This is a genomic window from Streptomyces sp., assembly GCF_036524955.1.
In the GTDB taxonomy this organism is placed as follows: Bacteria; Actinomycetota; Actinomycetes; order Streptomycetales; family Streptomycetaceae; genus Actinacidiphila.
On record NZ_DATDBG010000066.1, the window covers coordinates 17,283 to 40,447 of the forward strand.

21 protein-coding genes are annotated in these 23,165 nt (G+C 71.4%); 17 read left to right on the forward strand and 4 right to left on the reverse strand.

Annotated features, from left to right (window positions below):
- Nucleotides 1–24 precede the first annotated feature (24 nt).
- The 10 genes from VIW71_RS05565 to VIW71_RS05610 are packed head-to-tail and all read left to right on the forward strand — an operon-like array spanning nucleotide 25 to nucleotide 9,105.
- Nucleotides 25–2,055 (forward strand): hydrogenase maturation protein, encoded by a 2,031-nt coding sequence (locus VIW71_RS05565; RefSeq protein ID WP_331620833.1) that lies wholly within the window; start codon nucleotides 25–27, stop codon nucleotides 2,053–2,055.
- A 52-nt stretch (nucleotides 2,056–2,107) separates the two neighbouring features.
- Nucleotides 2,108–3,160, forward strand: a complete 1,053-nt coding sequence (locus VIW71_RS05570) for a hydrogenase expression protein HypE (RefSeq protein ID WP_331620834.1) — start codon at nucleotides 2,108–2,110, stop codon at nucleotides 3,158–3,160.
- A 52-nt stretch (nucleotides 3,161–3,212) separates the two neighbouring features.
- Nucleotides 3,213–5,000, forward strand: a complete 1,788-nt coding sequence (locus VIW71_RS05575; RefSeq protein WP_331620835.1) for a nickel-dependent hydrogenase large subunit — start codon at nucleotides 3,213–3,215, stop codon at nucleotides 4,998–5,000.
- 9 nt (nucleotides 5,001–5,009) lie between these two features.
- A complete protein-coding gene (locus tag VIW71_RS05580; protein ID WP_331620836.1) occupies nucleotides 5,010–5,528 on the forward strand; it encodes a NifU family protein in 519 nt (172 codons plus the stop codon).
- Nucleotides 5,529–5,533: 5 nt separating this feature from the next.
- A complete protein-coding gene (locus VIW71_RS05585; protein WP_331620837.1) occupies nucleotides 5,534–6,340 on the forward strand; it encodes a DUF5947 family protein in 807 nt (268 codons plus the stop codon).
- Nucleotides 6,337–6,543, forward strand: coding sequence for a hypothetical protein (locus tag VIW71_RS05590; protein WP_331620838.1), 207 nt, complete (start codon nucleotides 6,337–6,339; stop codon nucleotides 6,541–6,543). Before VIW71_RS05585 ends, VIW71_RS05590 begins: the two co-directional genes overlap by 4 nt.
- A gap of 8 nt (nucleotides 6,544–6,551) precedes the next feature.
- Nucleotides 6,552–7,217 (forward strand): DUF6084 family protein, encoded by a 666-nt coding sequence (locus tag VIW71_RS05595; protein WP_331620839.1) that lies wholly within the window; start codon nucleotides 6,552–6,554, stop codon nucleotides 7,215–7,217.
- On the forward strand, nucleotides 7,214–8,218 hold the full coding sequence (locus tag VIW71_RS05600; protein WP_331620841.1) for a hypothetical protein: 1,005 nt from the start codon (nucleotides 7,214–7,216) through the stop codon (nucleotides 8,216–8,218). The genes VIW71_RS05595 and VIW71_RS05600 overlap by 4 nt, the downstream gene beginning before the upstream one ends.
- Nucleotides 8,215–8,967, forward strand: a complete 753-nt coding sequence (locus tag VIW71_RS05605) for a hydrogenase maturation protease (protein WP_331620842.1) — start codon at nucleotides 8,215–8,217, stop codon at nucleotides 8,965–8,967. Before VIW71_RS05600 ends, VIW71_RS05605 begins: the two co-directional genes overlap by 4 nt.
- A 6-nt stretch (nucleotides 8,968–8,973) precedes the next feature.
- Entirely contained in the window at nucleotides 8,974–9,105 is a 132-nt protein-coding gene (locus VIW71_RS05610) for a hypothetical protein (RefSeq protein ID WP_331620843.1), read from the forward strand.
- 236 nt (nucleotides 9,106–9,341) lie between these two features.
- Here the strand turns inward: VIW71_RS05610 and VIW71_RS05615 are convergent, their stop codons facing one another.
- Entirely contained in the window at nucleotides 9,342–9,803 is a 462-nt protein-coding gene (locus VIW71_RS05615) for an ATP-binding protein (RefSeq protein ID WP_331620844.1), read from the reverse strand.
- A gap of 186 nt (nucleotides 9,804–9,989) precedes the next feature.
- On the opposite strand from VIW71_RS05615, the gene VIW71_RS05620 reads away from it, so the two are divergent.
- Both VIW71_RS05620 and VIW71_RS05625 read left to right on the forward strand, forming a co-directional pair.
- Nucleotides 9,990–11,246 carry a hypothetical protein gene (locus VIW71_RS05620; RefSeq protein WP_331620845.1) on the forward strand — a complete coding sequence of 419 codons (1,257 nt, stop codon included), beginning with the start codon at nucleotides 9,990–9,992 and terminating at the stop codon, nucleotides 11,244–11,246.
- A 13-nt stretch (nucleotides 11,247–11,259) separates the two neighbouring features.
- Nucleotides 11,260–11,838 (forward strand): GNAT family N-acetyltransferase, encoded by a 579-nt coding sequence (locus tag VIW71_RS05625; protein ID WP_331620846.1) that lies wholly within the window; start codon nucleotides 11,260–11,262, stop codon nucleotides 11,836–11,838.
- A 78-nt stretch (nucleotides 11,839–11,916) separates the two neighbouring features.
- Here VIW71_RS05625 and VIW71_RS05630 read toward each other — a convergent pair whose 3' ends face one another.
- Nucleotides 11,917–13,176, reverse strand: coding sequence for a serine/threonine-protein kinase (locus VIW71_RS05630; protein WP_331620847.1), 1,260 nt, complete (start codon nucleotides 13,174–13,176; stop codon nucleotides 11,917–11,919).
- A 384-nt stretch (nucleotides 13,177–13,560) separates the two neighbouring features.
- Here VIW71_RS05630 and VIW71_RS05635 point away from each other — a divergent pair, with 384 nt between their 5' ends.
- On the forward strand, nucleotides 13,561–14,925 hold the full coding sequence (locus VIW71_RS05635; protein WP_331620848.1) for a cytochrome P450: 1,365 nt from the start codon (nucleotides 13,561–13,563) through the stop codon (nucleotides 14,923–14,925).
- Between the two features lie 467 nt (nucleotides 14,926–15,392).
- Here the strand turns inward: VIW71_RS05635 and VIW71_RS05640 are convergent, their stop codons facing one another.
- Complete coding sequence (locus VIW71_RS05640; protein ID WP_331620849.1) at nucleotides 15,393–15,725, reverse strand: hypothetical protein; 333 nt, start codon at nucleotides 15,723–15,725, stop codon at nucleotides 15,393–15,395.
- Nucleotides 15,726–15,795: 70 nt separating this feature from the next.
- Here VIW71_RS05640 and VIW71_RS05645 point away from each other — a divergent pair, with 70 nt between their 5' ends.
- Nucleotides 15,796–16,293, forward strand: a complete 498-nt coding sequence (locus VIW71_RS05645; protein WP_331620850.1) for a hypothetical protein — start codon at nucleotides 15,796–15,798, stop codon at nucleotides 16,291–16,293.
- Nucleotides 16,294–16,630: 337 nt separating this feature from the next.
- Nucleotides 16,631–17,470 carry an enoyl-CoA hydratase/isomerase family protein gene (locus tag VIW71_RS05650; protein WP_331620851.1) on the forward strand — a complete coding sequence of 280 codons (840 nt, stop codon included), beginning with the start codon at nucleotides 16,631–16,633 and terminating at the stop codon, nucleotides 17,468–17,470.
- A 185-nt stretch (nucleotides 17,471–17,655) separates the two neighbouring features.
- Here VIW71_RS05650 and VIW71_RS05655 read toward each other — a convergent pair whose 3' ends face one another.
- On the reverse strand, nucleotides 17,656–18,459 hold the full coding sequence (locus VIW71_RS05655; protein WP_331620852.1) for a hypothetical protein: 804 nt from the start codon (nucleotides 18,457–18,459) through the stop codon (nucleotides 17,656–17,658).
- 380 nt (nucleotides 18,460–18,839) lie between these two features.
- On the opposite strand from VIW71_RS05655, the gene VIW71_RS05660 reads away from it, so the two are divergent.
- A complete protein-coding gene (locus tag VIW71_RS05660) occupies nucleotides 18,840–19,151 on the forward strand; it encodes an NIPSNAP family protein (protein ID WP_331620853.1) in 312 nt (103 codons plus the stop codon).
- 1,265 nt (nucleotides 19,152–20,416) lie between these two features.
- Nucleotides 20,417–23,164 (forward strand): non-ribosomal peptide synthetase, encoded by a 2,748-nt coding sequence (locus tag VIW71_RS05665; RefSeq protein WP_331620869.1) that lies wholly within the window; start codon nucleotides 20,417–20,419, stop codon nucleotides 23,162–23,164.
- Nucleotide 23,165: the final 1 nt, after the last annotated feature.

Below are 23,165 nucleotides of genomic sequence, written 5' to 3' on the forward strand. Positions count from 1 at the left end.
CCGGGCGCCGTGGACCATCGCGGAGTGACCCGGATCCTGCTGCTCGCCAGCGCGTTCAACAGCCTCACCCAGCGGGTTTTCGCCGAGCTGCGCGACCGCGGCCACCCGGTCGCCGTGGAACTGGCCCTCGGCGGCGAGGACAGCCGGCTGACCGCGGCCGTCCACCGGCACGCCCCCGAGCTGGTGCTCGCGCCGATGCTGACCACCGCCATTCCCGAGGCGGTCTGGCGGGCGTACCTCTGCCTGGTCGTGCACCCGGGACCGCCCGGCGACCGGGGACCGTCGTCCCTGGACCGGGCGGTGCAGGACGGAGCCGAGCGGTGGGGGGTGACCGTGCTCCAGGCCGTGGCCGAGATGGACGCGGGGCCGGTGTGGGCGTCGACGGACTTCGCCGTGCCGCCGGGAGTCGGCAAGAGCGACCTGTACCGGGGCGAGGTGTCCGACGCCGCCATGGAGGCGGTGCTGCTCGCCGTCGAACGGTTCGCCTCGGGCGGCCACGTGCCCCGCACACCGCGGACGCACACCTGGCAGCCGTACCTGCGGCAGGAGGATCGACGGATCGACTGGCGCCGCGACGCCACCGGGACGGTGCTGCGCAAGCTGCGGGCCGCCGACTCCCACCCCGGGGTGCTGGACGCGTTCCTCGGCGGCGAGTGGTACCTGCACGGCGGCCACCCCGAGCACCGGCTGACCGGCCCGCCCGGCGAGGTGCTGGCCACGCGGGGCGGCGCCGTCTGCCGGGCGACCGTGGACGGCGCCGTGTGGATCCCCCAACTGCGCCCGCGCCGTACACCCGGGGGACCGGCGACGTACAAGCTGCCCGCCGCCCGGGCACTCGGCGACCGGCTGCCGGCCGTGCCGGATCTGACCGACCCGGCCGGTCTCCCGGACCCCACGGGCCTGCTCGCCACACCCGAACCAACCGACCCGACAGAACCGACCGGCCGCAGTGTCCGGCCCAACCCCACGGGTCTGCTCGCCACACCCGAAGCAACCGACCCCACTGACCCCGACCCCACGGACCTGGCCAAGCCCGGCCCGACCGGCACGCCCGAACCGGCTGCCCGCCGGCCCGGCCCCACTGGCACGCCCGACCTGCCCAACCCGCCCGACCCGCCCGACACCCCCGAAATCACCGGCCCGACCACCCGGGCCGGTCTCCCCCACCGGCCCCACCTCCCCCACCGGCCCGTGCCCGCCGACAGCCCCGCCTGGCCCGACATCCGGTACGAGGAGCGCGGAGCGGTCGGCTTCCTCCGCTTCACCTTCCCCGGCGGTGCGATGGGTACCGACCACTGCCGCCGCCTGCTGGCGGCCTACCGCCTCGCTCGTACCCGCCCGGTGGACGTGCTCGTCCTCGGCGGCGCCCGGGACTTCTTCTCCAACGGCATCCACCTGGGCCTCATCGAGGCCGCCGCCGACCCCGCCGCCGAGTCCCTGGCCAACATCGAGGCCATCGACGACCTGGCGGAGGAGATCCTGACCACCACCGACCGGCTCGTCGTCTCGGCCGTCGCGGGGAATGCCGCCGCCGGCGGAGTGATGCTGGCGCTGGCCGCCGACGAGGTGTGGTGCAGGGCGGGCACCGTGCTGAACCCGCACTACCGGCTGATGGGCCTGTACGGCTCCGAGTTCTGGACGTACACCCTGCCCCGCCGGGTCGGCGTCCGGGCCGCCGAGCGGCTGACCGACCGGGCGCTGCCGGTGAGCGCGGCGCACGCGCGGTCGCTGGGGCTCGTCGACCGGGTCCTGGAGTGCGGCCCCGCGGACTTCGCGGGCGAGGTCGCCCGGACGGCCGAACGGCTGGCCCGTTCCGGTGGTCTGGCGGCCCGGCTGGGCGAGAAGAAGGCGGCCCGGCAGCGCGACGAGGAGGTCCGGCCACTGCGCGCCTACCGGGCCGCGGAACTGGAGCGGATGAGAGCGGTGTTCGACGACCCGGCGGCGCCCTACCACACGCTCCGCTCGGACTTCGTGCACAAGCGGCGGCCGGACCGCACACCGGAGCACCTGACGGCGGAGCCGTCACCCCATGCGACATGTCCGAATTGTGGCTGATTGTCAGCCGTGTCAGCCTTCGCAAGGGGGCATCCGCAGGAAGGAAGGCGTTATGAGTACCGACACTCTGGCCCCCGCGGCCGTGGACGAGGTCCATATCCTCTGGACCTCGGAGGGCATGAGCTGTGACGGCGACACCGTCTCGGTCACCGCGGCCTCGCAGCCCGCCCTGGAGGACGTGGTGCTCGGCGCCATCCCCGGCCTGCCGAAGGTCGTCCTGCACAACAAGGTGCTCAGTTACGAGAGCGGTGACGACTTCACCCGCGCCTTCCACCAGGCCGCCGACGGGGAACTGGGCCCGTACGTGCTGGTGGTGGAGGGTTCGATCCCCAACGAGCGGATCAACGGCGACGGCTACTGGACCTCGATGGGGAACGACCCCGACACCGGCGAGCCCATCACGTTCAACACCTGGATCGACCGGCTGGCCCCCGGTGCCTTCGCCGTCGTGGCGATCGGCACCTGTGCCACGTACGGCGGCATCCACGCCATGGCGGGCAACCCGACCGGCGCCATGGGCCTGGCCGACTACCTCGGCTGGGACTTCCGCTCGGCCGGCGGGTTGCCGATCGTGAACGTGCCGGGCTGCCCCGTACAGCCCGACAACTTCATGGAGACCGTGACCTGGCTGCTCTACCAGGTCGCGGGAATGGCACCGCCCATCCCCCTGGACGAACAACTGCGCCCCACCTGGCTCTTCGGCAAGACGGTGCACGAGGGGTGCGACCGCGCCGCGTACTACGAGCAGGGCGACTTCGCCAAGGACTACAACTCGCCCAAGTGCCAGGTGAAGATCGGCTGCTGGGGCCCGGTGGTCAACTGCAACGTCACCAAGCGCGGCTGGATGGCCGGCATCGGCGGCTGCCCCAACGTCGGCGGTATCTGCATCGGCTGCACCATGCCCGGCTTCCCCGACAAGTTCATGCCCTTCATGGACGAGCCTCCCGGCGGCAGCCTCTCCTCCGCCGTCCTCTCCACCACCTACGGCCCGCTGGTGCGCTCCCTGCGTGCCATCACCAACCGCTCCGTCAACCGCGAGCCCAGGTGGCGGCACAACCGCACCGAGCTGACCTCCGGCTTCGCGCCGCGCTGGCCCGGCAAGTGACGTCCGCACTCCGTGTACGTCGCGTACCCCCCGCACGAAAGGAACCCGTCCAGTGACGACGAGCCAGGCCGCCAAGGCGGAGCCGCGTACCCTCACCGAGGTCGCCTTCGACCCGATCACCAGGATCGTCGGAAACCTGGGCATCTACACGAAGATCGACTTCAACGCCCGCGAGGTCGTCGAGTGCCGCAGCACCTCGTCCATCTTCCGCGGCTACAGCGTGTTCATGAAGGGCAAGGACCCCCGCGACGCGCACTTCATCACCAGCCGCATCTGCGGCATCTGCGGGGACAACCACGCCACCTGCTCGGTGTACGCGCAGAACATGGCGTACGGCGTGAAGCCCCCGCCGATCGCCGACTGGATCATCAACCTCGGTGAAGCCGCCGAGTACATGTTCGACCACACCATCTTCCAGGACAACATGGTCTTCGTCGACTACTGCGAACGCATGGTCAAGGAGACCAACCCCGGCGTGTGGGAGCGCGCCGAGCGCACCCCCGCGCCGCGCGGCGAGGCGCACGGCCACCGCACCATCGGCGACATCATGCGCTCGTACAACCCCTTCGAGGGCGCCACGTACAAGGAAGCGCTCGTCATGAGCCGCCTCACGCGCGAGATGATCTGCCTGATGGAGGGCCGCCATGTGCACCCCTCCACGCTCTACCCGGGCGGCGTCGGCACCGTGGCCACCCCGCAGGTCTTCACCGACTACCTCGTCCGCCTCACCCGCTGCCTGGACTTCGTCAAGCGCGCGGTCGCCATGAACGACGACGTCTTCGACTTCTTCTACGAGGCGCTGCCCGGCTACGAGGAGGTCGGCCGCCGCCGCACCCTGCTCGGCTGCTGGGGCGCCTTCCAGGACCCGGAGATCGTCGACTACAGCTACGCGAACATGAACGAGTGGGGCAACCGCATGTTCGTCACGCCCGGCATCGTCGTCGACAACGAACTCGTCACCACCAACCTGGTCGACATCAACCTCGGCATGCGGATCCTGCTCGGCAGCTCCTACTACGAGGACTGGACCGGCGAGGAGACCTTCGTCGACAAGGACCCGCTGGGCAACCCCGTCGACAAGCGCCATCCCTGGAACCAGACCACCCTTCCGGCCCCGCAGAAACGCGACCTGGAGGGCGGCAACTACAGCTGGGTGATGAGCCCGCGCTGGCTGGACCGGCGCACCAACAAGCACCTCGCACTGGACACCGGAGGCGGCCCCATCGCCCGGCTGTGGGTGACCGCCCTCGCCGGGAAGGTCAGCACCCCGTACGTGCGCTCCACCGGGCACAGCGTGCAGATCGACCTGCCGAAGACCCCCTCCTCGCCCGAGGTGCGGCTGGAGTGGACGCCCCCCGCCTTCCCCAACACCATCGAGCGCAACCGGGCCCGGATGTACTTCGTCGCCTACGCCGCCGGCATGGCCCTGCACTTCGTGGACCAGGCCCTGAACGAGGTCCGCGCCGGGCGCACGAAGACCTTCCAGGACTTCACGGTGCCCAAGGAGGCCATCGGCGTCGGCTTCCACGAGGCGGTGCGGGGCGTGCTCAGCCACCACCTCGTCATCCGGGACGGCAAGATCGCCAACTACCACCCGTACCCGCCGACCCCGTGGAACGCCAGCCCCCGCGACTTCTACGGCACCCCCGGCCCGTACGAGGACGCCGTGCAGGGCATGCCGATCTTCGAGGAGAACAACCGGGAGAACTTCAAAGGCATCGACATCATGCGCACCGTCCGCAGCTTCGACCCCTGCCTGCCGTGCGGCGTCCACATGTACCTCGGCGACGGGCGCACCCTCACCCAGTCCCACTCGCCCACCTTCGGCGCCCTCGCCTAGGCGCGCGCGATGTCCTGGGACGACGAACACGCACGCCGCCAGGTGGCCCTGGCGGAGGACCTGCTGTCCGGCCTGGACGCCCTGCCGGACGGCGCCGCGGCGGCACGGGCGGCGGAGACCGTCGAGACACTGGTCGGCCTCTACGGGGAGTGCCTGGCCCGGATCACGGCCCGGCTGGCGGAGCACGGCCACGGCGACGCGCTGCGTGCCCTCGCCGACGACGAACTCGTCGGCCACCTGCTGCTCGTGCACGACCTGCACCCCGACCCGGTCGAGACCCGGGTACGGGACGCGCTGGCCGCGCTGCCGAACAGCCCGGAGGTTCTCGAGGTCACCACGACGGCCGTCCGGGTCCGGGTCGCCGGCGGCTGCGGATCGGGGGGCGCCGAGCAGGCGGTACGGGAGGCCCTCGCCGCGCGGGCGCCCGAGATCGAGGACGTGCGGGTGGACGCCGGGACCGAGGAAACGCTGATCCCGGTGGACGCGCTCTTCCGAAACCGGGCCCGGGTCGGCCAGGGGGCCGGGTGAACAGGGTGAGCGCACCGAGCGGAACCACCGGGAGCACCGGGAGCACCGGGAGCACCGGGACGAGCACGCCAGGCGGACCGGGCCCGACCAGCCGGCCCAGCAGGACCAGCACGCCGAACGAACCAAGCCCCGCCAGCCGGCCCAACAGGACCAGCACGCCAGACGAACCGAACGCGCCGAGCCGGCCCAACAGGACGAGCGGGCTCCGGCGCCTCGCCCGGCAGGCCGCCCGGCCCCGCCCGGACGGGCCGGAGCGGTGCGACCTGTGTGCGGAGCCCCTGCCGCCGGGTCACCGCCATCTGCTCCAGCCCGCCTCCGGCACCGTCTCCTGCGCCTGCCGGGCCTGCGCCCTGCTGTTCGACCACGGCTCGACGGGCGGCCACGGCTACCTGCCGCTGCCCGAGAGCAGGCGGCGGCTGGACGGCTGCGACATCGACGACGCCGTGTGGGCGGGCCTGGGCGTCCCCGTCGACCTGGCCTTCTTCACCCGCTCCGGAGAGACCGGCGAGACCACGGCCGCGTACCCCAGCCCGCTGGGGGCCATGCGCTCGACGGTCACCCGGGACAGGTGGCAAGAGGTCGAGAGCTGCCATCCGGACCTGCCAGCCATGGCTCCCGACGTGCAGGCCCTGCTCGTCAACCGGGCGCAGGGCGCGAAGGAGCACTGGCTCGTCCCGCTCGACGACTGCTACCGCCTGGTCGCGGTGGTACGCGCCCACTGGAAGGGACTGGGTGGCGGCCCCGAGGTGTGGCACCGGATCGACGACTTCTTCCGACAACTGACCGCACTCACCACCGAGGAGGCGTCATGAACATCACCGTAGGGAAGCCCGATGTGACGGTCGACAAGCCCGCCCACGTCATGGGAGTCCGCCGCGGCAACCATCGCGGCCTGTACAAGCGGCAGCCGGGGCACCGCCCCGACGACCGCTCCACGGCCCGCCGCTCCACCGGCATCAACCCCGAGCAGCACGACCCGGTGCTGCCGGAGATGCCGAACCTGTCCCCGGCATGACGGCACACATGACGGCCACCGCGGCTCCCGACCTGGCCTTCGCGGTCACCGGGGCCGAGGAGGAGCGCTTCGCCGCGCTGCCCACCCTCCGTTTCCGCGTGGAGATCACCAGGGTCGGCGGCGGGTCCGTCAGTTCGGTCGCGCTCACCACCGCGATCCGTATCGACGTCGCCCGCCGCCGCTACCCGCCGCGTTCGCACCGCGCCCTGGCCGAACTGTTCGGCGCACCGGAACAGTGGGGCGGCTCCCTGCGCCCGCTTGCCTGGACCCGCGCGACGGTCCACGTACCGGCCTTCGACGTCCGCACGGCGGTGGACATCCCCGTCGAGTGCTCGTACGACACCGAACTGGCCGTCACCAAGTACCTGCGCGCGGTCGACGACGGCGACGTGCCGCTGGACTTCCTGTTCAGCGGCACCGTCTTCCACCAGTCCGAGCACGGCGGGCTGCGCGCCTGCCGGATCTCCTGGTCCCAGGACGCCTCGTACGCGCTGCCCGCCGCGCTCTGGCACGGCCTGATCGACCGTTACCACCCGGGCAGCGCCTGGCTGCGACTGGGCCGGGAGACCTACGACCGCCTCGACGAGTACCGCGCCGGGCTCGTCCTCGGTTCCCCCGAGGACGCCGTGCGCGCCCTGCTCGACCGCACACTCCATCACCCGGGGACTCCATGAACGACGTCGAGAAGATCGTGCGGACCTGCCTCTACGAGGGCTATCTGCTGTGGCCCTACCGCAGGTCCGCCCTGAAGAACACCAAGCGCTGGACGTTCGGCGGCGTCTTCCCCCCGGCCTGCGCCGGCCCGCTCGGCGAACCGGCCGGCATGACCACCCAGGTCCTCCACGAGGGCCCCGGCGACGACCTCACCGTGCGCGTACGGTTCCTGCACGTCGTGGACCGCACGGTGGTACGGGACGGGCCGGACGGCCCCGAAACGGTCGACGCGCTCACCGTCGACGGGCAGCGGTACGTCTCCTGGCAGGAGGTCACCGAACGCGAGACCGTGCTGACCGGCGGACCGGGCACCGCCCGCATCGACATCCCCGAGGGCACCGACACCGAGCCGCTCTCCGGCGGCGCCGCCCTCGTCCGTCGCTGGCGGCGGCTCACCGGCACGGTGGCGGTCACCGCCGAGCCCGTCGCGGACGGAGTGCGGCGGCTGACCGTACGGATCGAGAACACCACCCCCTGCCCGGCCCCGCAGCCCGGCGCCCGGGACGCCCGGGAGCAGGCCGCCGCGTACGCGTTCGTCTCCTCCCACACCGTGCTGCACAGCGACAGCGGCCGGTTCGTCTCCCTCCTCGACCCGCCCGGACCGCTGCGCGACGCCGCCGCGGCCTGCCGCAACCAGGGCACCTGGCCCGTGCTGGTCGGCGACGAGACCGGGGACGGCCGGGCGCACACCGTGCTCTCCTCGCCCGTCACCCTGTACGACTTCCCCCGGGTCGCTCCCGAGAGCCCCGGCGACCTGTTCGACGGGACGGAGATCGACCAGCTGCTCGTGCTGAGCGTCCTCAGCCTCACCGAGGAGGAGCAGGCCGAGGCCCGCGCGAGCGACCCCAGGGCCCGGGAGATCCTCGACCGCTGCGCCGGGCTCGGCTCCGACCAGTTGATGGCCCTGCACGGCACCATCCGGGAGTTCCGCGAGCTCCGCGAGATCCGGGAGGGCGTGTGAACGGCGTCCCGCTCCGCCCGGGCAGCCGGGTGCGCCTGCGCCCCTCCCGTAGCGCGGACATCCTCGACCTGGCCCTGGCCGGCCGCGTCGCCGAGGTCGCCGCGGTGGAGGAGGACTTCGAGGGCCAGGTGCACATCGCCGTCGTCCTGGAGGACGACCCGGGACGCGACCTCGGCTCCGCCAGCCAGATCGGGCACCGGTTCTTCTTCTCCCCCGAGGAACTCGAACCGGCCGGACCCGGCCACGAGACGCCGCCCACCCGCGTCCTCGTGGCGGGCGTCGGCAACATCTTCATGGCCGACGACGGCTTCGGCCCCGCAGCCGCCGCCGCGCTGGGCCGCCGTACCCTGCCGGACGGCGTCCACGTCGCCGACTTCGGCATCCGGGGCACGGACCTGGCCTACCGGATGCTGGAGGGCTACGACACGGTCGTCCTGCTGGACGCCGCGCCGCGCGGCGAGGCCCCGGGCACCCTCAGCGTGATCGAACCCGACCCCGGGTCGTTCCCGGCCGACGCGGCTCCCGAGGCGCACGCCATGGACCCCGTCAAGGTGCTGGGCCTGGCCCGCGTGCTCGGCGACGGACGGCTGCCCCGGGTCCTGGTCGTGGGGTGCGAGCCCCAGGTACGCATGAACGGCGACGAACCGGACGTGGTCGTCGGCCTCAGCGCACCCGTCAGCGAGGCCGTCGAGCGGGCCGTACCGTTCGTCGAGTCCCTCCTCGCCGATCTGCTCGCCGAGAGGAGGTGATCCCCCATGAGGAAGGACATCCGCATCCCCGCGGGCGTCGTCCGCGCCACCGTCGGAGCGCTCGCCGTCGCGCTGGTCGCGTTCACCGTGTTCGAGACTCCCGAGATCGTGCGCTACTACAAGCTGAAGACGATGTGACCCCGGGCCCGGTCCGCACCCTGCCGACCCCTGCCTGCCGACCCCTGCCTGCCGGCGTCCGCCAGGCAGGGGCCGCGACCATGAGCGGTTCGAAGGGATCACCGGGCCGCAGGGCCGGCACCCCGACGCCGACGCACAGGTGGAACCGCATGCATCCGAGGTGCCGCACACGACCGGCATGCGGTCGGCTCCCACCTCGGCGATGACGGTCACGCCGAGGAGGCGTCTCGACTTTCCTACGGCTGGAGTTGAGCCTGGCGAACCGGTACGAGTGCCCAGACGGTCTTCGCCGCGTCTTCGAGCGGATGCCAGCCCCAGTCGCTGGAGAGGGCCTGGACGATCTCCAGCCCCCTTCCTCCTTCGGATTCCGGACCGGCGGCTTCGGTACGCATCGGCGGCGCAGTCGACCCGTCGCGGACCTCGATCAGCAGCGACCCGTCCCCGAACGTCACCGTCAGCTCGATCGGCTCCGCGGGGGCGTACTCCACCGCGTTGGCGACCAGTTCATTGACCACGAGGACCGAGTCGTCGACAGCCTCCGCGAGTGCCCAGGCCCGCAACGTGGCCGCTACCTCCTGCCGCACGCGGCCCACCCGCGCCGACTCTGGCCAGATGGCCAGAGCGACCCGGTGGCGAGCGATGATCGCCGGACGAGTGCGGGGTGCGGGCGCCTGGACGGTCGTGATCGCCTCGTTCATGTGGTCGCTCCCGAAAGCCGTTGTGCCGAGCCTTCGACGGCCGGGCTGGCGCCGCTCGGAGATGCCAGGTAACCGGTTGATCACGTCCGGTAGTAGGGCGAAGGAGCAGCTGGCGACCTCCGCCACCTAGGGCGATTTGGTGGTTCCTTTACTCGTCACTCGAGCGCCGCCCCTACCGTGGAGCACATGGTCGGCGAAGCCAGGAACGCACGCCTCCAGGCCCGGATGCTCGCCCGTGGCCTGACCGCAGGCGAGTTAGCCGAGGAACTGAACGAACAGCTCCTCGCGCTCACCGGCCGACGTGGCGACCTCACGGACCGGACCGTCCGCCGGTTCATCCGGGGCGAGACTCAGTGGCCGCAAGGAAGACAACGGCTGGCGTTGCAGGCACTATTCGGCTGCACAGCGGAGGAGCTGGGTTTCGTCCCGCGCTCCCGTAAGGCTCCTCGTGCGGAGGAGCGCCACCCGGAGGATCCAGTGCACCGCCGTACGTTCATCGCCGCGACGACATCCAACCTCGCCGCTCCTGCTTTGCCCGCCACTCCCCACATCGGATCATCGGACATCGCCCGGCTACGCGCGGAGCTCGACGCCGTATCGGCAGGCGACGACGCGGACGGAGGGTCCGTAGACGCCGAGTCGGCCGCCATGGCTTTGGCGCACCGAGCCCTCGGCCTGCTTCAGCGCGGCAGGGCCAGCAGCCGCATACGGGGGCAGGTGTACGCGGCCGCGGCCGAGGCGGTCAACCACGCCGCGTGGGCAGCCGTGGACTCCCGACAACTCGACCGAGCCGAAAAGCTGTTGGATCGAGCGCTCACCCTGGCCGGCATGAGCGGTGACCCCACCGTCGAACTCGCCACCTGGGACAACATCGCCGTTCTCGCCAGCCAGCGGCAGGACTTCGCAGACGCGGCAGCGGCGAGCCAGCGCGCACGGGCCACATCGATCGCCCGCCGGGACCCGCTCTTCGCCTCCCTCTGCCACGCCCGCAACGCCGTCGCCCACGCCAGCATGGGCGACGTACGAGCCACCGAACGCGCCCTCGGCCACGCCGAAGACGCCCTCAGCCGGGCAACACCCGCGCCCCGGCCGCGCTGGATGCGCTTCTACGACTCGGCCGAGTTGCACGGCCTCTCCGCCGTTGCGTACCTGCGTCTCGGCAGGGCCGAGGAGGCGGAGTTCCACGCGCACACCGCCCTGTCCCGCCTCGCACCGGACCTGCTGCGCAACCGTGCCTACTACACCGCGCAACTGGCGCTGGCCCAGCTCGAACAGGGCGAGCTGGAACTGGCCTGCACAACCGCCGACCGCCTGCTCACCCGCGAGCTGCCCAGCTCCGAAAGGGTCCGCGTCCTTCTCAAGACCTTCCGCACCGAGGCCGCGGCGACGGGATCGGCCCGAGCACGGTCCTGGCTGAACGACACGCGCTCCGTTCGCATCTGAGGAGAGGATCGGCATGGGCGACTTGGAACTGCGCCGTATCGGCGTCGACGGGCTGGAAGCGATCCGCCCGGTCCTCCTGGATGTGTACGCGGAGGTGTACGCGGACGACCTCGACGACCCCTTCAGCACCGTCGAACGCTTCGACGAACGCCTGACCGGACACGCCAGCCGCAACACCTGGGAATGCGTCATCGCCTACGACGGCGACGCTCCGGCCGGCTATGTCTACGGCTCCGCCCTCCAGCCCGGCGCCCGCTGGTGGTTGCACCAACTCGAACCGCTGCCAGAAGACCTCACCGAGGAGACCGGCCACCGCACCCTGGCCGTCTTCGAACTCATGATCCGCGCCCCCTGGCGCGGTGAGGGCCTCGGCAAACGCCTCCACGAGAGCCTGCTGTCGGGCCGCACCGAAGAACGCGCCACGCTCCTCTGCGACAACGAGCGCACCAAGGCCATGTACGAATCCTGGGGGTACCGGCACATCGGCGACCAGATCCCGTTCCCTGACGCACCGCTCTTCCACACGATGGTGCGCCGACTCCGGTCCTCGCAGACCACGCCGATGGCCGGCGGCTCGGTCGTCACCCGGTAGCAGGCCGAAGCTCCCTGCAGCCGACGTCTCCTCGCGGCCCCGCGGGATCCCCGGGATCGCCGCGTTCGCACCTCACCGTCAGCCGTCGTCCCGCTCGTCCTTTTCGTGGCCCTTCTTGCCGTGGCCGTGGTGGGGCCGGTCCGGCGACGCGGTCGCGATCGGTGCGGCGGCCGATTCGGGGGCCGGTTCGGCGTCGTCCGCCGGGGGCGAGGGCGTGGAGGTGACGAAGGCGGCAGGCGCGGACGGGGCGGGTCGCGGAGCGGGCAAGTCGCCACCACCCCCGCTGGAACGGGCAGTGGTGGCGAGGACGACGGCGGTGGCGAAGGCGAGTGCTCCGGCGGCCGTGATGAGGATTGCGGTACGGGGGGACCGCCGGGCGCGGGCCGGGGCGCCGGAGGGGGCGGGACCGGCCGGGGGCGGCGGCAGCACCGGGAGGGCGACCGTGGACGTCAGGAGCGCGGTGGTGTCCGCGGCGGGTCCGGCGCCCGGGGCCGGGCCGGACAGGACGGCGGCGGGTTCGGCCCGGCCGCCCGGGGCGGACAGCCAGTCGGCCGTCCGGTCCGCGGTGGGCCGCGCCTCGGGGGACTTGGCCATCAGCTGTAACAGCAGGTCCGTCAGGTGCGCGGGTAACCCGGGGCGGAGCAGTTCCGGCGGGGTGGGGGTCGCCACGACGTGCTGGTGGGCGACGGCGGCCGGGGTGTCCCCGCGGAAGGGAGTCCGGCCGGTGAGCATCTCGTACAGAACGCAGCCGAGGGAGTACACGTCCGACGCGGTCACGGCCGGGGATCCCAGCACCCGTTCGGGAGCGAGGTAGGAGCTGGACCCCATGACGTGCCCGGTCGCGGTCAGGGCCGGGGACACCTCGTCGATGAGGCGGGCGATCCCGAAGTCGGCGATCTTCACCGTGCCGTCGGCGGCCAGCAGCAGGTTGCCGGGCTTGATGTCCCGGTGCACCACGGACTGCTGGTGCGCGGCGGCCAGGCCACGGGCGGTCTGGGCGGCGAGGTCGGCGGCCCGGTCCGGGTCCAGCGGCCCACGCGCGGTGAGCTCCTGGGACAGGCTGCGGCCCTCGACGAGTTCCATCACCAGGTACGGGCGTCCGTCGTGGTCGCCGAAGTCGTAGGCCGCCACCAGATTGGGGTGGTTCAGCCGGGCCGCCGCCCTGGCCTCCAGATGGAACCGCTCGGTCAGGGTCTCGTCGCCCTCCAGAGCCAGTACCTTGACAGCCACCGGCCGGTGCAGGTTCGTATCGGTCCCGCGCCAGACGGCTCCCATACCGCCCTGGGCAAGCGGCTCGTCCAGCCGGTACCTGCCCGCAACCAGCACATTCGCACCCATCCTCGACCCCATCCACAACGACCGGCAGGTCCCGAACTCACCGGCGGACAACGGGTACGGAGGGGTAACCCGCGTCGGCCGGCACGAGTCCCTATCCAAGCGCATGCGGAGGCCGGTCTGGGGCCACACCGTCATCCGCCGGTCGGGACCCGCCGGTCTACCCCTTACAGCGCGTCGGCGCCCCGAGCCGTCACAGCCGCAGGTCACAGCCGCGCGCCCGACACCGCCCGCCGCCGCCCGACACCGCCGTCCGGTCCGCCCCTCACACCGCCGCCCCGATGCCGTGACGCGCGGTGCTCCGATGCCGTGACGCGCGGTGCACGAGCCACCACGGACAGCGGCGCCGGCCCGTACTCTCGTCAAAGACGACGGGAGGCGGCGGTGGTGGACGGCGGGAGCGGGTTGCGGTTCGGGAGGGCGCCGGGGGGCTGGCCGGTGCTGGGGCATTTCGTGGCGTTGCGGCAGCGGCCGCTGGAGTTCCTGGACTCGTTGCCGGAGCGCGGCGACCTGGTGGAGATCCGGCTCGGCCCGCGGCCGGCGTTCGTGCTGTGCCATCCGGATCTCGCCCACCGGGTGCTCACCGACTTCCGGGGCTTCGACCGTACGGGCCCGGTGTACGAGAAGGTGCGGGCCGCGATGGGCAGCGGGGTGGCGACCGTGCCGTACCAGGACCACCGGCGCCAGCGGCTGGTGATGCAGCCCGCGTTCCGCCACGAGCACCTGCGCGGATACGTGGGGGTGATGCGGGACGAGATCGCCGCCGCCATGGACGGCTGGTCCGAGGGCCAGGTCGTGGACATGGTCGAGGCGATGTTCCGGCTCACCACCACGGTCGCGCTCAAGTCGCTGTTCTCCGCGCGGATCGGGGCGCGGGAGGCCGAGGAACTGCGCGCGGCGTTCGACGTGTTCCTGCGGGGCATCTACACGCGCGCGGCGCTGCCCGTGGCGGGCCGGCTGCCCACGCCCGGCAACCGGCGGTACGCGCGGGCGCTCATCCGCTGGCGCGGCGAGGTGGAGCGGCTGATCGAGGACTACCGGCAGGCCGGGGGCGACCGCGGCGACCTGATGTCCCGGCTGCTGGCGGCCCGCGACGACGAGGGCCGGGCACTGACCGCCGAGGAGTTGTCCGACCAGGTCGCGGTGTTGCTGCTGGCCGGCGGTGAGACCACGTCGGCGGCCGTGGTCTGGGCCCTGCACCTGCTCCAGGAGCACCCGGAGATCCTGGCGCGGGTGCACGCCGAGGCGGACACCGTACTCGCCGGGGAGACGGCCGGCTGGGAGCACCTGGGCCGCCTCGACCTGACCGCCCGGGTGGTACGGGAGGCGCTGCGGCTGTATCCGCCGGCCTGGGTCGTCGTCCGCACGGCCGTCCGCCAAACGCGGCTGGCCGGGCACACCCTGGCGCCCGGCAGCATGGTCCTGTTCAGCCCGTACATCCTGCACCGCAGGGCGGACTTCCATCCCGAGCCGCACCGCTTCGACCCGGACCGGTCCCTGTCCGGTGCCGGCGGCGCCGGACACCGCGGCTCCTACCTGCCGTTCGGCGGCGGGGCCACCAAGTGCCTGGGCGAGGAGTTCGGGGTCGCCGAGGCCACCCTCGTAGTGGCGTCGATCGCCGCGCGGTGGCGGCTGTCCGCGCTGTCCGGCGGCGGCGTATCGGCGTCGGCGAGGGTCGTCCTCACCCCCAAGGCGTTCCCGGTACGGCTGTCGGACCGGTCGGCCCGTCCCCGGGCCACCGCCGCCGTATGACGCCGGCCAAGCGGCTCCACGCCGGCACGTCGTCGATGTGGCTTACCGTATCGCGCCGTTGCTCATGACACACGAGCCTCAAGGGATCAATTAACCCGCGTTTTCGCCAGTTTGCGCACTATTTACAGACCGGAACGGGACGGGCCGCGAACTCACTGGGTATACAAACCGCAATCGGCGGTGAGAACGTCACTCCGGTTGTCCCGCCTCGGACGGCCGGTGGCCTGCCCCCCGCACAGCGCGGACATGCGGGATCCTGCGGGTGATCTCCCGGGGCTTCGCTGCGTGGTCGGGGCCTGGGCCGGTATCTCCGGTTGGTCATGGGCGGGGTGCAGGTGCCGAGGCGGAGCGTTTCGGGTGACACTTGAGTGCCCGCGCGGCCGCCGCTGGCGAAACGGCGAACACCCGCACACCCGCTGAACGCAGAGTGAATGCAGAGAATCAGGAGGAAGGATGGTTTCGTACCATCAGCCGGACGGTCCGCCGCGCTCCGTGACCGCGGCCGCTACGGGCAGGCCGCTGCGCGTCCGACGAGCGATAGCCCTGGACGGTCCGAGCAGTGCCGCCGATTCGGCGCCGCGTGGCGCGATCACCAGAGCGATCGCATCCCTGGTGACGGCGCGCGGCCGCCTGGCCGTCATAGCTGTGGTCACGTTCGTGCTGATCACTTCGGCCATCGGCGGAATCGCCGCGCTCACCTTGTCCTCCGGCGACAGCAAGAACGACGCCGCCGCCCAACCAGCCGCCGCATCCGCGGACGCGCCCTCGAACAGCGCGTCATCGGCTTCGGTTTCGCCCACCGCGGCGGTCCCCGCGGCCACCACGCGAAAGGCCACCGCCCGCCCGACGCCAGCAGCCCCTGGTCGGGCCGTGCCCGGCAGCAAGAGCGCCGACCAGGGCGTCATGCCCGCCGTCCGCTTCCCTCCGCCAACCAGCGCAGGCGGCGGTACCCGCCGCAGTCCCTCCACCACCACGACAGGCACCGGCGGCGGTACGAGCCCGTCCAGGAGCACGGTCACCACCGCGCCCGTGCAGCCACCCGCGACCACCGCGGTCTCTGGACCGTTCCACATCTCCGGGCAGTTGCTCTGCGAGTCGGGTCACGCCGTGGTCGGTGTCTGGGTCCAGACGGCCAACGCCGCGCATTCCCGCTTCGCCGCCTGGAAGGGCGTCGGTGACGGCTCCACCGCCGACTGGTGGACCGACCTGCCGATGAATGAGTCGTACTCCCTGAACGTCGGTTGCGGCGGCACCCCGTCGAGTTGGCGCACGTCGAACCACACGGGCGTGCACTCCGGCGCCCACAACTCCTTCAACTGCGACGACATTCCCGAGCATCCGGACTACGAGAGGTGCACCCGCCGTTGACGCAGTGATCACAGCGTCCCGCCATCCCGCACGGTGCGCACCACCAGCGGCGTCCGACCAGCGGTCCCCCGGCCCCGCAACCGTCTCCCCCTGCCCACGACCGTACTCAGAGGACGTGCCCGCCGACCCGGTTCGCCACCGCCGGGTGGCACAGGACGTCGTACAGCGGCAACGCCAACCGCGACAGTCGGGAGGTCATGGAGCGCGCCCGGCCGGAGCGCACGCGGCGGCTGTCGCCGATGCGGTCAGCAGTCGTTCCGGGCGACGGCTACTGCACCCCCGCGGGTTGCGTCATACGACTGATTCCCGCAGCTGAACTGCTTCCTAGGCTCGGGCCATGATTGATCACTCCTCCCTTCTCCGCACCGTCCAGGTCACGCCCGGTTACTGGCGGGCAACCATCGACAACCCGCCCCTGAACCTGCTCGGCCCCGAGCTGCTGGGCGCCTTCACGGCTCTCATCGATCAGTTGGAGGCGGACCCGCAAGCCAAGGTCGTGGTCTTCGACAGCGCCCTGCCCGACTACTTCATGGCCCACTTGGACCTGCTGCGACAGGACTACCCGACCGACGTCGGGCCGACCGGCCTTCCCCCGTGGCCGGACTTCACGACGCGTCTGCGCCGCGCCCCCTTCATCAGCGTCGGGGTCCTGCGCGGTCGCGCTCGCGGCGTGGGCAGCGAGTTCCTGCAGGCCCTCGACGTCCGCTTCGCCAGCCTCGAACATGCCGTCATAGGCCAGCCGGAGATCGGCTTCGGCATCATCCCCGGCGGCGGAGGCATGGAGACGCTCTGGCGTCACATCGGCCGGGCCCGCGCGCTGGAGGTGATCACCAGCGGCGAGGACTACGACGCGGAGACCGCCGAACGCTACGGCTGGATCAACCGAGCCGTCCCCGACGCCGAACTCGACCAGTTCGTCGAGCGGTACGCGCGCCGCGTGGCGTCCTTCGACAAGGAAGCCCTCACCTCGGTGAAGGAGATCATCAACGCCCAGGCGTCGGCACCCCGGCCCGAGGAACTGATGTCGACCTACACGCGCTTCAACGAACTGCTGTTCCGCCCGACCGTGCAGGCCCGCAACGCCGAACTCGCAACCCGCGGCCTGCAGACGCCCGGAGACCTCGAGTACTCGCTCGGCGAGCACATCGGCCCCGCCGACCAGCCGAAACAGCCCTGACGACCTCGCCGATTCAGCCGTGATCCCCGCCGCTCTCGCCCCTCCTACGGCGAGGCCCGGCACCGACCGTGCCGGCCCGTCGTCGCGCGTCGTGGGGACCGAGTGCGTCCAGGCGGGCGTTGATCAGGCTACGGGAAGGGCTCGTGTCCTCCGCTCGCCGGCCTCGTACGGTCGGCGAGCGGACGTCACCTCTCCTTGCCCCGCTCCTTGTCCTTGCCGGTCACCGGCGGTGAGAAGAGCCGCTTCACCCAGCGTTCGTTGAAACCGGCGAGCACACCGATCCCGACCCAGAAGAAGAACGACTTGGCGACCGCCGCGTCGTTGTAGGGGTCCTGGGTCTTCAGCAGCGCCTCGGTGGGGTCGGGCAGGACCGCCACGATGTTGCCCTTGATCAGGCACAGGATGCCGGCCGCGAACATCCAGCCGAGGACGATCCGGTAGAACGACGTGGTGCCCGAAGTCGTCCGGTAGGGCACGTGGTACCCGGACCCGACCCGCAGAAGCACGCTGATCGCCGCGCCGAGGGAACCGCCGCCGATGCAGGCGAGCGAGTCGCGCAACGCGAAGAACTCGATGGGGTTGAGCTGGGTGGTTCCCTCAAGTGGCCTCCGGAGCGCGACCACCACTTCCCTCATCACCAGCCCGACCACGAGCAGGACGAGGATGCTGGCCAGCGAGCCCCAGTAGAAGCCCTTGGCGTAGCGTTTGCGGGCCCGAACCTCGGCCAGTTCCAGGAAGTACGCCTTGATGCCGGTGTGCCGGTCCGCCAGGACCTCCCCTACCTTCTCGGCTCCGGCCCGGCCCGCCCGAGCGGGGTCGGCAGCCGAGGCGACGGCGTGTTCCCCGGCGGCCCGCGCCGACGCGAAGGCACTGACCGTCATGGCGCGTATGATCACCCGCTCCCGCTCGTCGAGGAACTGCTCGGCCTCCGTGTCGAGGAACTCGATGTCGGACACGACGAGCGGCGCCATCGCGCGGAAGGCCGCCATGTCCGGCACGGCGCCGTCGAGTGAGCGGGGCGGGGTCGGCGCTGCCGTGCCCCGTTCCTCCCCGCGGTCGTGCTCCGGTCGCCACGACCCGTTCTCCGCGGATAACTCCCGTGCAGGGTCCAGAACCACGGCTCCACCATCCCCCCGGCCACGGCTCCACCGGAGCCCGCGCCCGCCCCGGCGCGGCCCACACCGCGGCCCTGTATGCCCGTTGTACGCCCACGTACAGCCCCGGGCAAGAAGTGCGCGGCCCTTTGTACGACGCCCCAGGCACCGCGCAGACAGATTGCCGACCTCCGTCAGCAGCACGCCGAATCCCGGCTGCTCCAAGGCACATGGGCCGCCTTCGAGCCCGAACCGGCATGCAACATGATGGGGGCGTGATCACCATTCATCTGAAGTACGAGATCGACGCCGACAAGCTTGAGGATTTTGAGGAATACGGCCGCCGCTGGGTCGGGCTCGTCAACCGGTTCGGCGGGACGCACCACGGCTACTTCCTGCCGAGTGAGGGCGACAGCGACATCGCCTACGCCCTCTTCTCCTTTCCCAGTCTCGCCGCGTACGAGCAGTACCGCACGGACAGCATGACCGACCCGGAGTGCCGGGATGCCTTCGAACTGGCTCGTAACACCCGCTGCATCAAGCGGTATGAGCGCCGCTTCCTGCGGCCGCTCGACGTCATGTCCTAGGCCAGAAGGGTCGTCGCGCTGCTCGTCGAGCCGGTCGGGTGTGCGACGGATCTCGTCGACGCAGGCGTCGACGTCGCGGTCGGCGGTGTCGATGACGAGGTGGTCGCGGTGCCAGGGCTCGTACTCGCGAAGGGGTCGCCGAACCGACCTCGGATCGTGCACCGGGGGTGCACCGGCGCGGGGGACGGCCGGAGGGGGACGGCCGGACAAGGCCGGGGCGACGGCCTCGGGATGGCGTCACGGGGCGCCGCACGGGCTGGACCAGAAAGTCCACCGTGCCCGGGGAAACGCACGTGCGCACGGCCCGCGGAATGAGGTGGCAATGGTGTCCCGTATGCGAAAGGCAGGCGTGCCGCAGGCGATCCGCGGTCCGCTGCGGGAGACGCGCAGCACGCTCGCCGGTCGCCCGGGAACATTGATGTTCGCGCCGTTTTCGGCCGTGCCCGCCTCGCGTCGCCACGGGAGCGGCCGATGGCCAAAATGTTTGGTCTGACAGCTTTTGGCTGCGGCGAAGCCGCTGTTCGCCGCAGCGACGTGACGGTCGGACGGGGACCGGCGCGGAGCGGACGAAGGGCCACAAGAGACAAATAACGAACGGCGCTTTTCCGCCTTTACCGCCGTTCGTTTAATGTCATAATTCTTTGACAGTCGGAAGTCTTGGTTTTAGGCTCACTGAGCGCCGTTTCTCAGCTACTTGCGGACCACAACGGGGAGCTCCAACGATGAGTCAGCGTGCGCAAGACAGTGTGGCGGCACCTCGACGCCGGGCCACCCGGCAGGCGACCCGCCCCCAGGGAGTGCCGGACGCCTTCCAGCCGGTCCGCAGTAGGGCGGTGCCACGAACCCGCCGCCCCGCGATCCGACGCCGGCCCGGCGGGTTCGTGGCATCGCCGTCCCGCGGGTCGGCGGCCGCAGCAGGGCTGACGTAGTACGGCTGACGCAGCCCGTCCGCCCGGTTCGCCGTCTTCTTCCGGCCGCACCCTGCCCCCGTGCGGCCTCTTCCGGCCGCACCCTGCCCCCGTGCGGCGCGACACCGTCTTCTGATCGACCTCCGGCATGCGAGCGCTGCCCGTGTCGCCGCCGCGCTGCCCGGCCGCAAGCCGGTGCGTGCAGGGCTGACGCCCGGGCTCCCGCGGCGGCCGGCTGAGGAAAGGCCGCCTGCGAAGGGAGTGCGGAGCAAGCCCGACCAGAACGCCGTCTTTCGGCCGTGATTCCGCCCCTGGCGCGTACGTCCCCGCGAACAAGAGAGAGGGCACGTCATGACCATGGCACCATCACCCACCCGGTCGGTCGCGGATCTGCTGCTCCTGGCAGCGGAGCGGCACCCAGAATCCGGTGTCCTCTACCATCTGGGCGGCGCCCCCGCGGGCGGTTCGCGACTGCAGAGCTATCCGGAGTTACTGGAGGAGGCGCGCGAGGTTCTCACCGGACTGCGCGCCCGGGGGCTCCAGCCGCAGGACAAGGTCGTACTGCTGCTGGAGCGCCCGCAGGAGTTCCTGGCCGCGTTCTGGGGCTGTCTGCTCGGCGGATTCGTTCCGGTCCCGATGGCTCCGCTGGGCGGCGACCCGGAACGCTGGGCCGCGCAGCTCGGCCATGTGAACACCCTGCTGGACCAGCCGCTGGTCGTCACCAACGAGACGCTGTCCGCGGAGCTGCCGCGCGTCGAGGGGCTGGCGGTCGCACCGCTGGAGACCCTGCGCGGCGGTGAGCCCGCCGAACCGCTGCACCACGCCGCCCCCGGGGACGTCGCCATGCTGGTGCTGACCTCCGGTTCGACCGGCAACTCCAAGGCGGTCAGGCTCAGCCACGGCAACCTGCTGGCGTCGATGGCCGCGAAGAACGGATACCACCGGCTGACCTCCGACGACATCTCGCTGAACTGGGTCTCCTTCGACCATGTGGCCGCTCTGCTGGAGTGTCATCTGCTCCCGCTGTCCGCCGGCGCCACCCAGCTCCATGTGGAGCCGGCCACGGTCCTCGGCGAACCGCTGGAGTTCCTGCGGCTGATCTCGACCTACGGCGTCACCATGACGTTCACCCCGAACTTCCTGCTGGGGCTGCTCAATCCGCTCGCGGACCGGCTCGCCGAGGGCGCTCCGGTCGATCTGTCCCGGCTGCGGCACATCATCAGTGGCGGCGAGGCGGTGGTGCGCACCACCGGCGAGACCTTCCTGGAGCGGTTCGCGCGGTACGGGCTGTCCCGCGACGTGCTGTGGCCCGCGTTCGGCATGACGGAGACCTGCGCCGGCAGCATCTACTCCCAGGAGTTCCCCGCCTTCGACCAGGGCCAGGAGTTCGCCAACCTCGGAAAGCCGGTCGAGGGGCTGCGGATCCGCGTCGCCGACGACCGGGACCAGCCGCTCGGTGACGGCGAGACCGGCGAACTGCAGCTCATCGGCCCGATGATCACCACCGGCTACCACAACAACGACGAGGCCACCCGCGCGGCCTTCACCGCCGACGGCTGGTTCCGCAGCGGCGACCTGGGCCGGATCGACGACGGGCGCCTGACGCTGGTCGGCCGCAGCAAGGACAGCGTCATCGTCAACGGCGTCAACTACTTCAGCCACGACATCGAGACCGTACTGGCCGAGCTGGACGACGTCGCGCGCTCGTACGTCGCCGCGTTCCCGACCCGTCAGCCGGGCAGTGACACCGAACAGCTCGTGATCGCCTTCCACCCCGAGGTCGCGGACGACGACGAACTCGGCCTGTACCGGGTGCTGTCCGCGGTGCGCGCGAGTGTCGTCATCCACTGGGGCTTCCGTCCCTCGCTGATCCTCCCGCTGCCCAAGGACGCCTTCCCCAAGACCAGCCTCGGCAAGATCCAGCGGTCACTGATGCGCAAGCGGCTGGAGGCCGGTGCGTACGACCAGGTCGCCGAGGCCGTGGAGGACCTCGTCCTGCGCCGGCTGGGCGGCTACACCGCGCCCGACGGCGAGACCGAGCGGATCATCGCCGGCATCTACGCCGAGATGTTCGACTCCGACCCGGACAAGCTCAGCGCCACCGCGAACTTCTTCGACCTCGGCGGCACCTCGCTGGACATCCTGCGGCTGCGGACTCTGGTCGCGCAGCGGCTCGGCGCCGAGGACCTCCAGATCATCACCGTGCTGACGGCCCCGACCGTGCGTGCCCTGGCCGCGCACCTCACCGAGGACGCGGCGACGCGCCCGTACGACCCGATCGTCCCCATGCAGGTGACCGGCGACAAGACGCCGCTGTTCTGCGTCCACCCGGGCGTCGGCGAGGTGCTGGTCTTCGTCAACCTCGCCAAGTACTTCGTCGGCGACCGGCCGTTCTACGCCCTGCGGGCCCGCGGCTTCAACCCGGGGGAGAAGCCGTTCGAGAGCTTCGACGAGATGGTCGCCACGTATGTGCGGGCCATCCGCGCCAAGCAGCCGCACGGACCGTACGCCGTCGCCGGCTACTCCTACGGCGGCGCGGTGGCGTTCGAGATCGCCAAGGTGCTGGAGGCGGACGGCGAGCGGGTGGACTTCGTCGGCAGCTTCAACCTGCCCCCGCACATCAAGTACCGGATGGACGAACTGGACTTCGTGGAGACCGCCGCCAACCTGGCATTCTTCCTCGCGCTCATCGACAAGAGGCAGTCCCTGGAACTGCCCGGCCGACTGCGCCACCTGTCCCGCGAGGAGCAGCTCGCCCACTTCGTCGAGATCGCCCCCGAGGGCCGGCTGGCCGAACTCGACCTCGACCTGGCGAAGTTCACCGCCTGGGCGGAACTCGCCGACGGGCTCACCAACCTGGGCCGCAGCTACGCGCCGAGCGGCACGGTCCGCTCGCTGTCGGTGTTCTACGCGGTCCCGCTGCGCGGCACCAAGAAGGACTGGCTGGAAAACGAGCTGCGGCGCTGGGACGAGCACGCCACCGGCACCAACCGCTACATCGACGTCCCCGGTGAGCACTACACGCTGATGGGCCCGCAGCACGTGGCGACCTTCCAGTCGATCCTGCGCAAGGAGATCGACCGGGCCCTCGGCGACGGCAACTGAC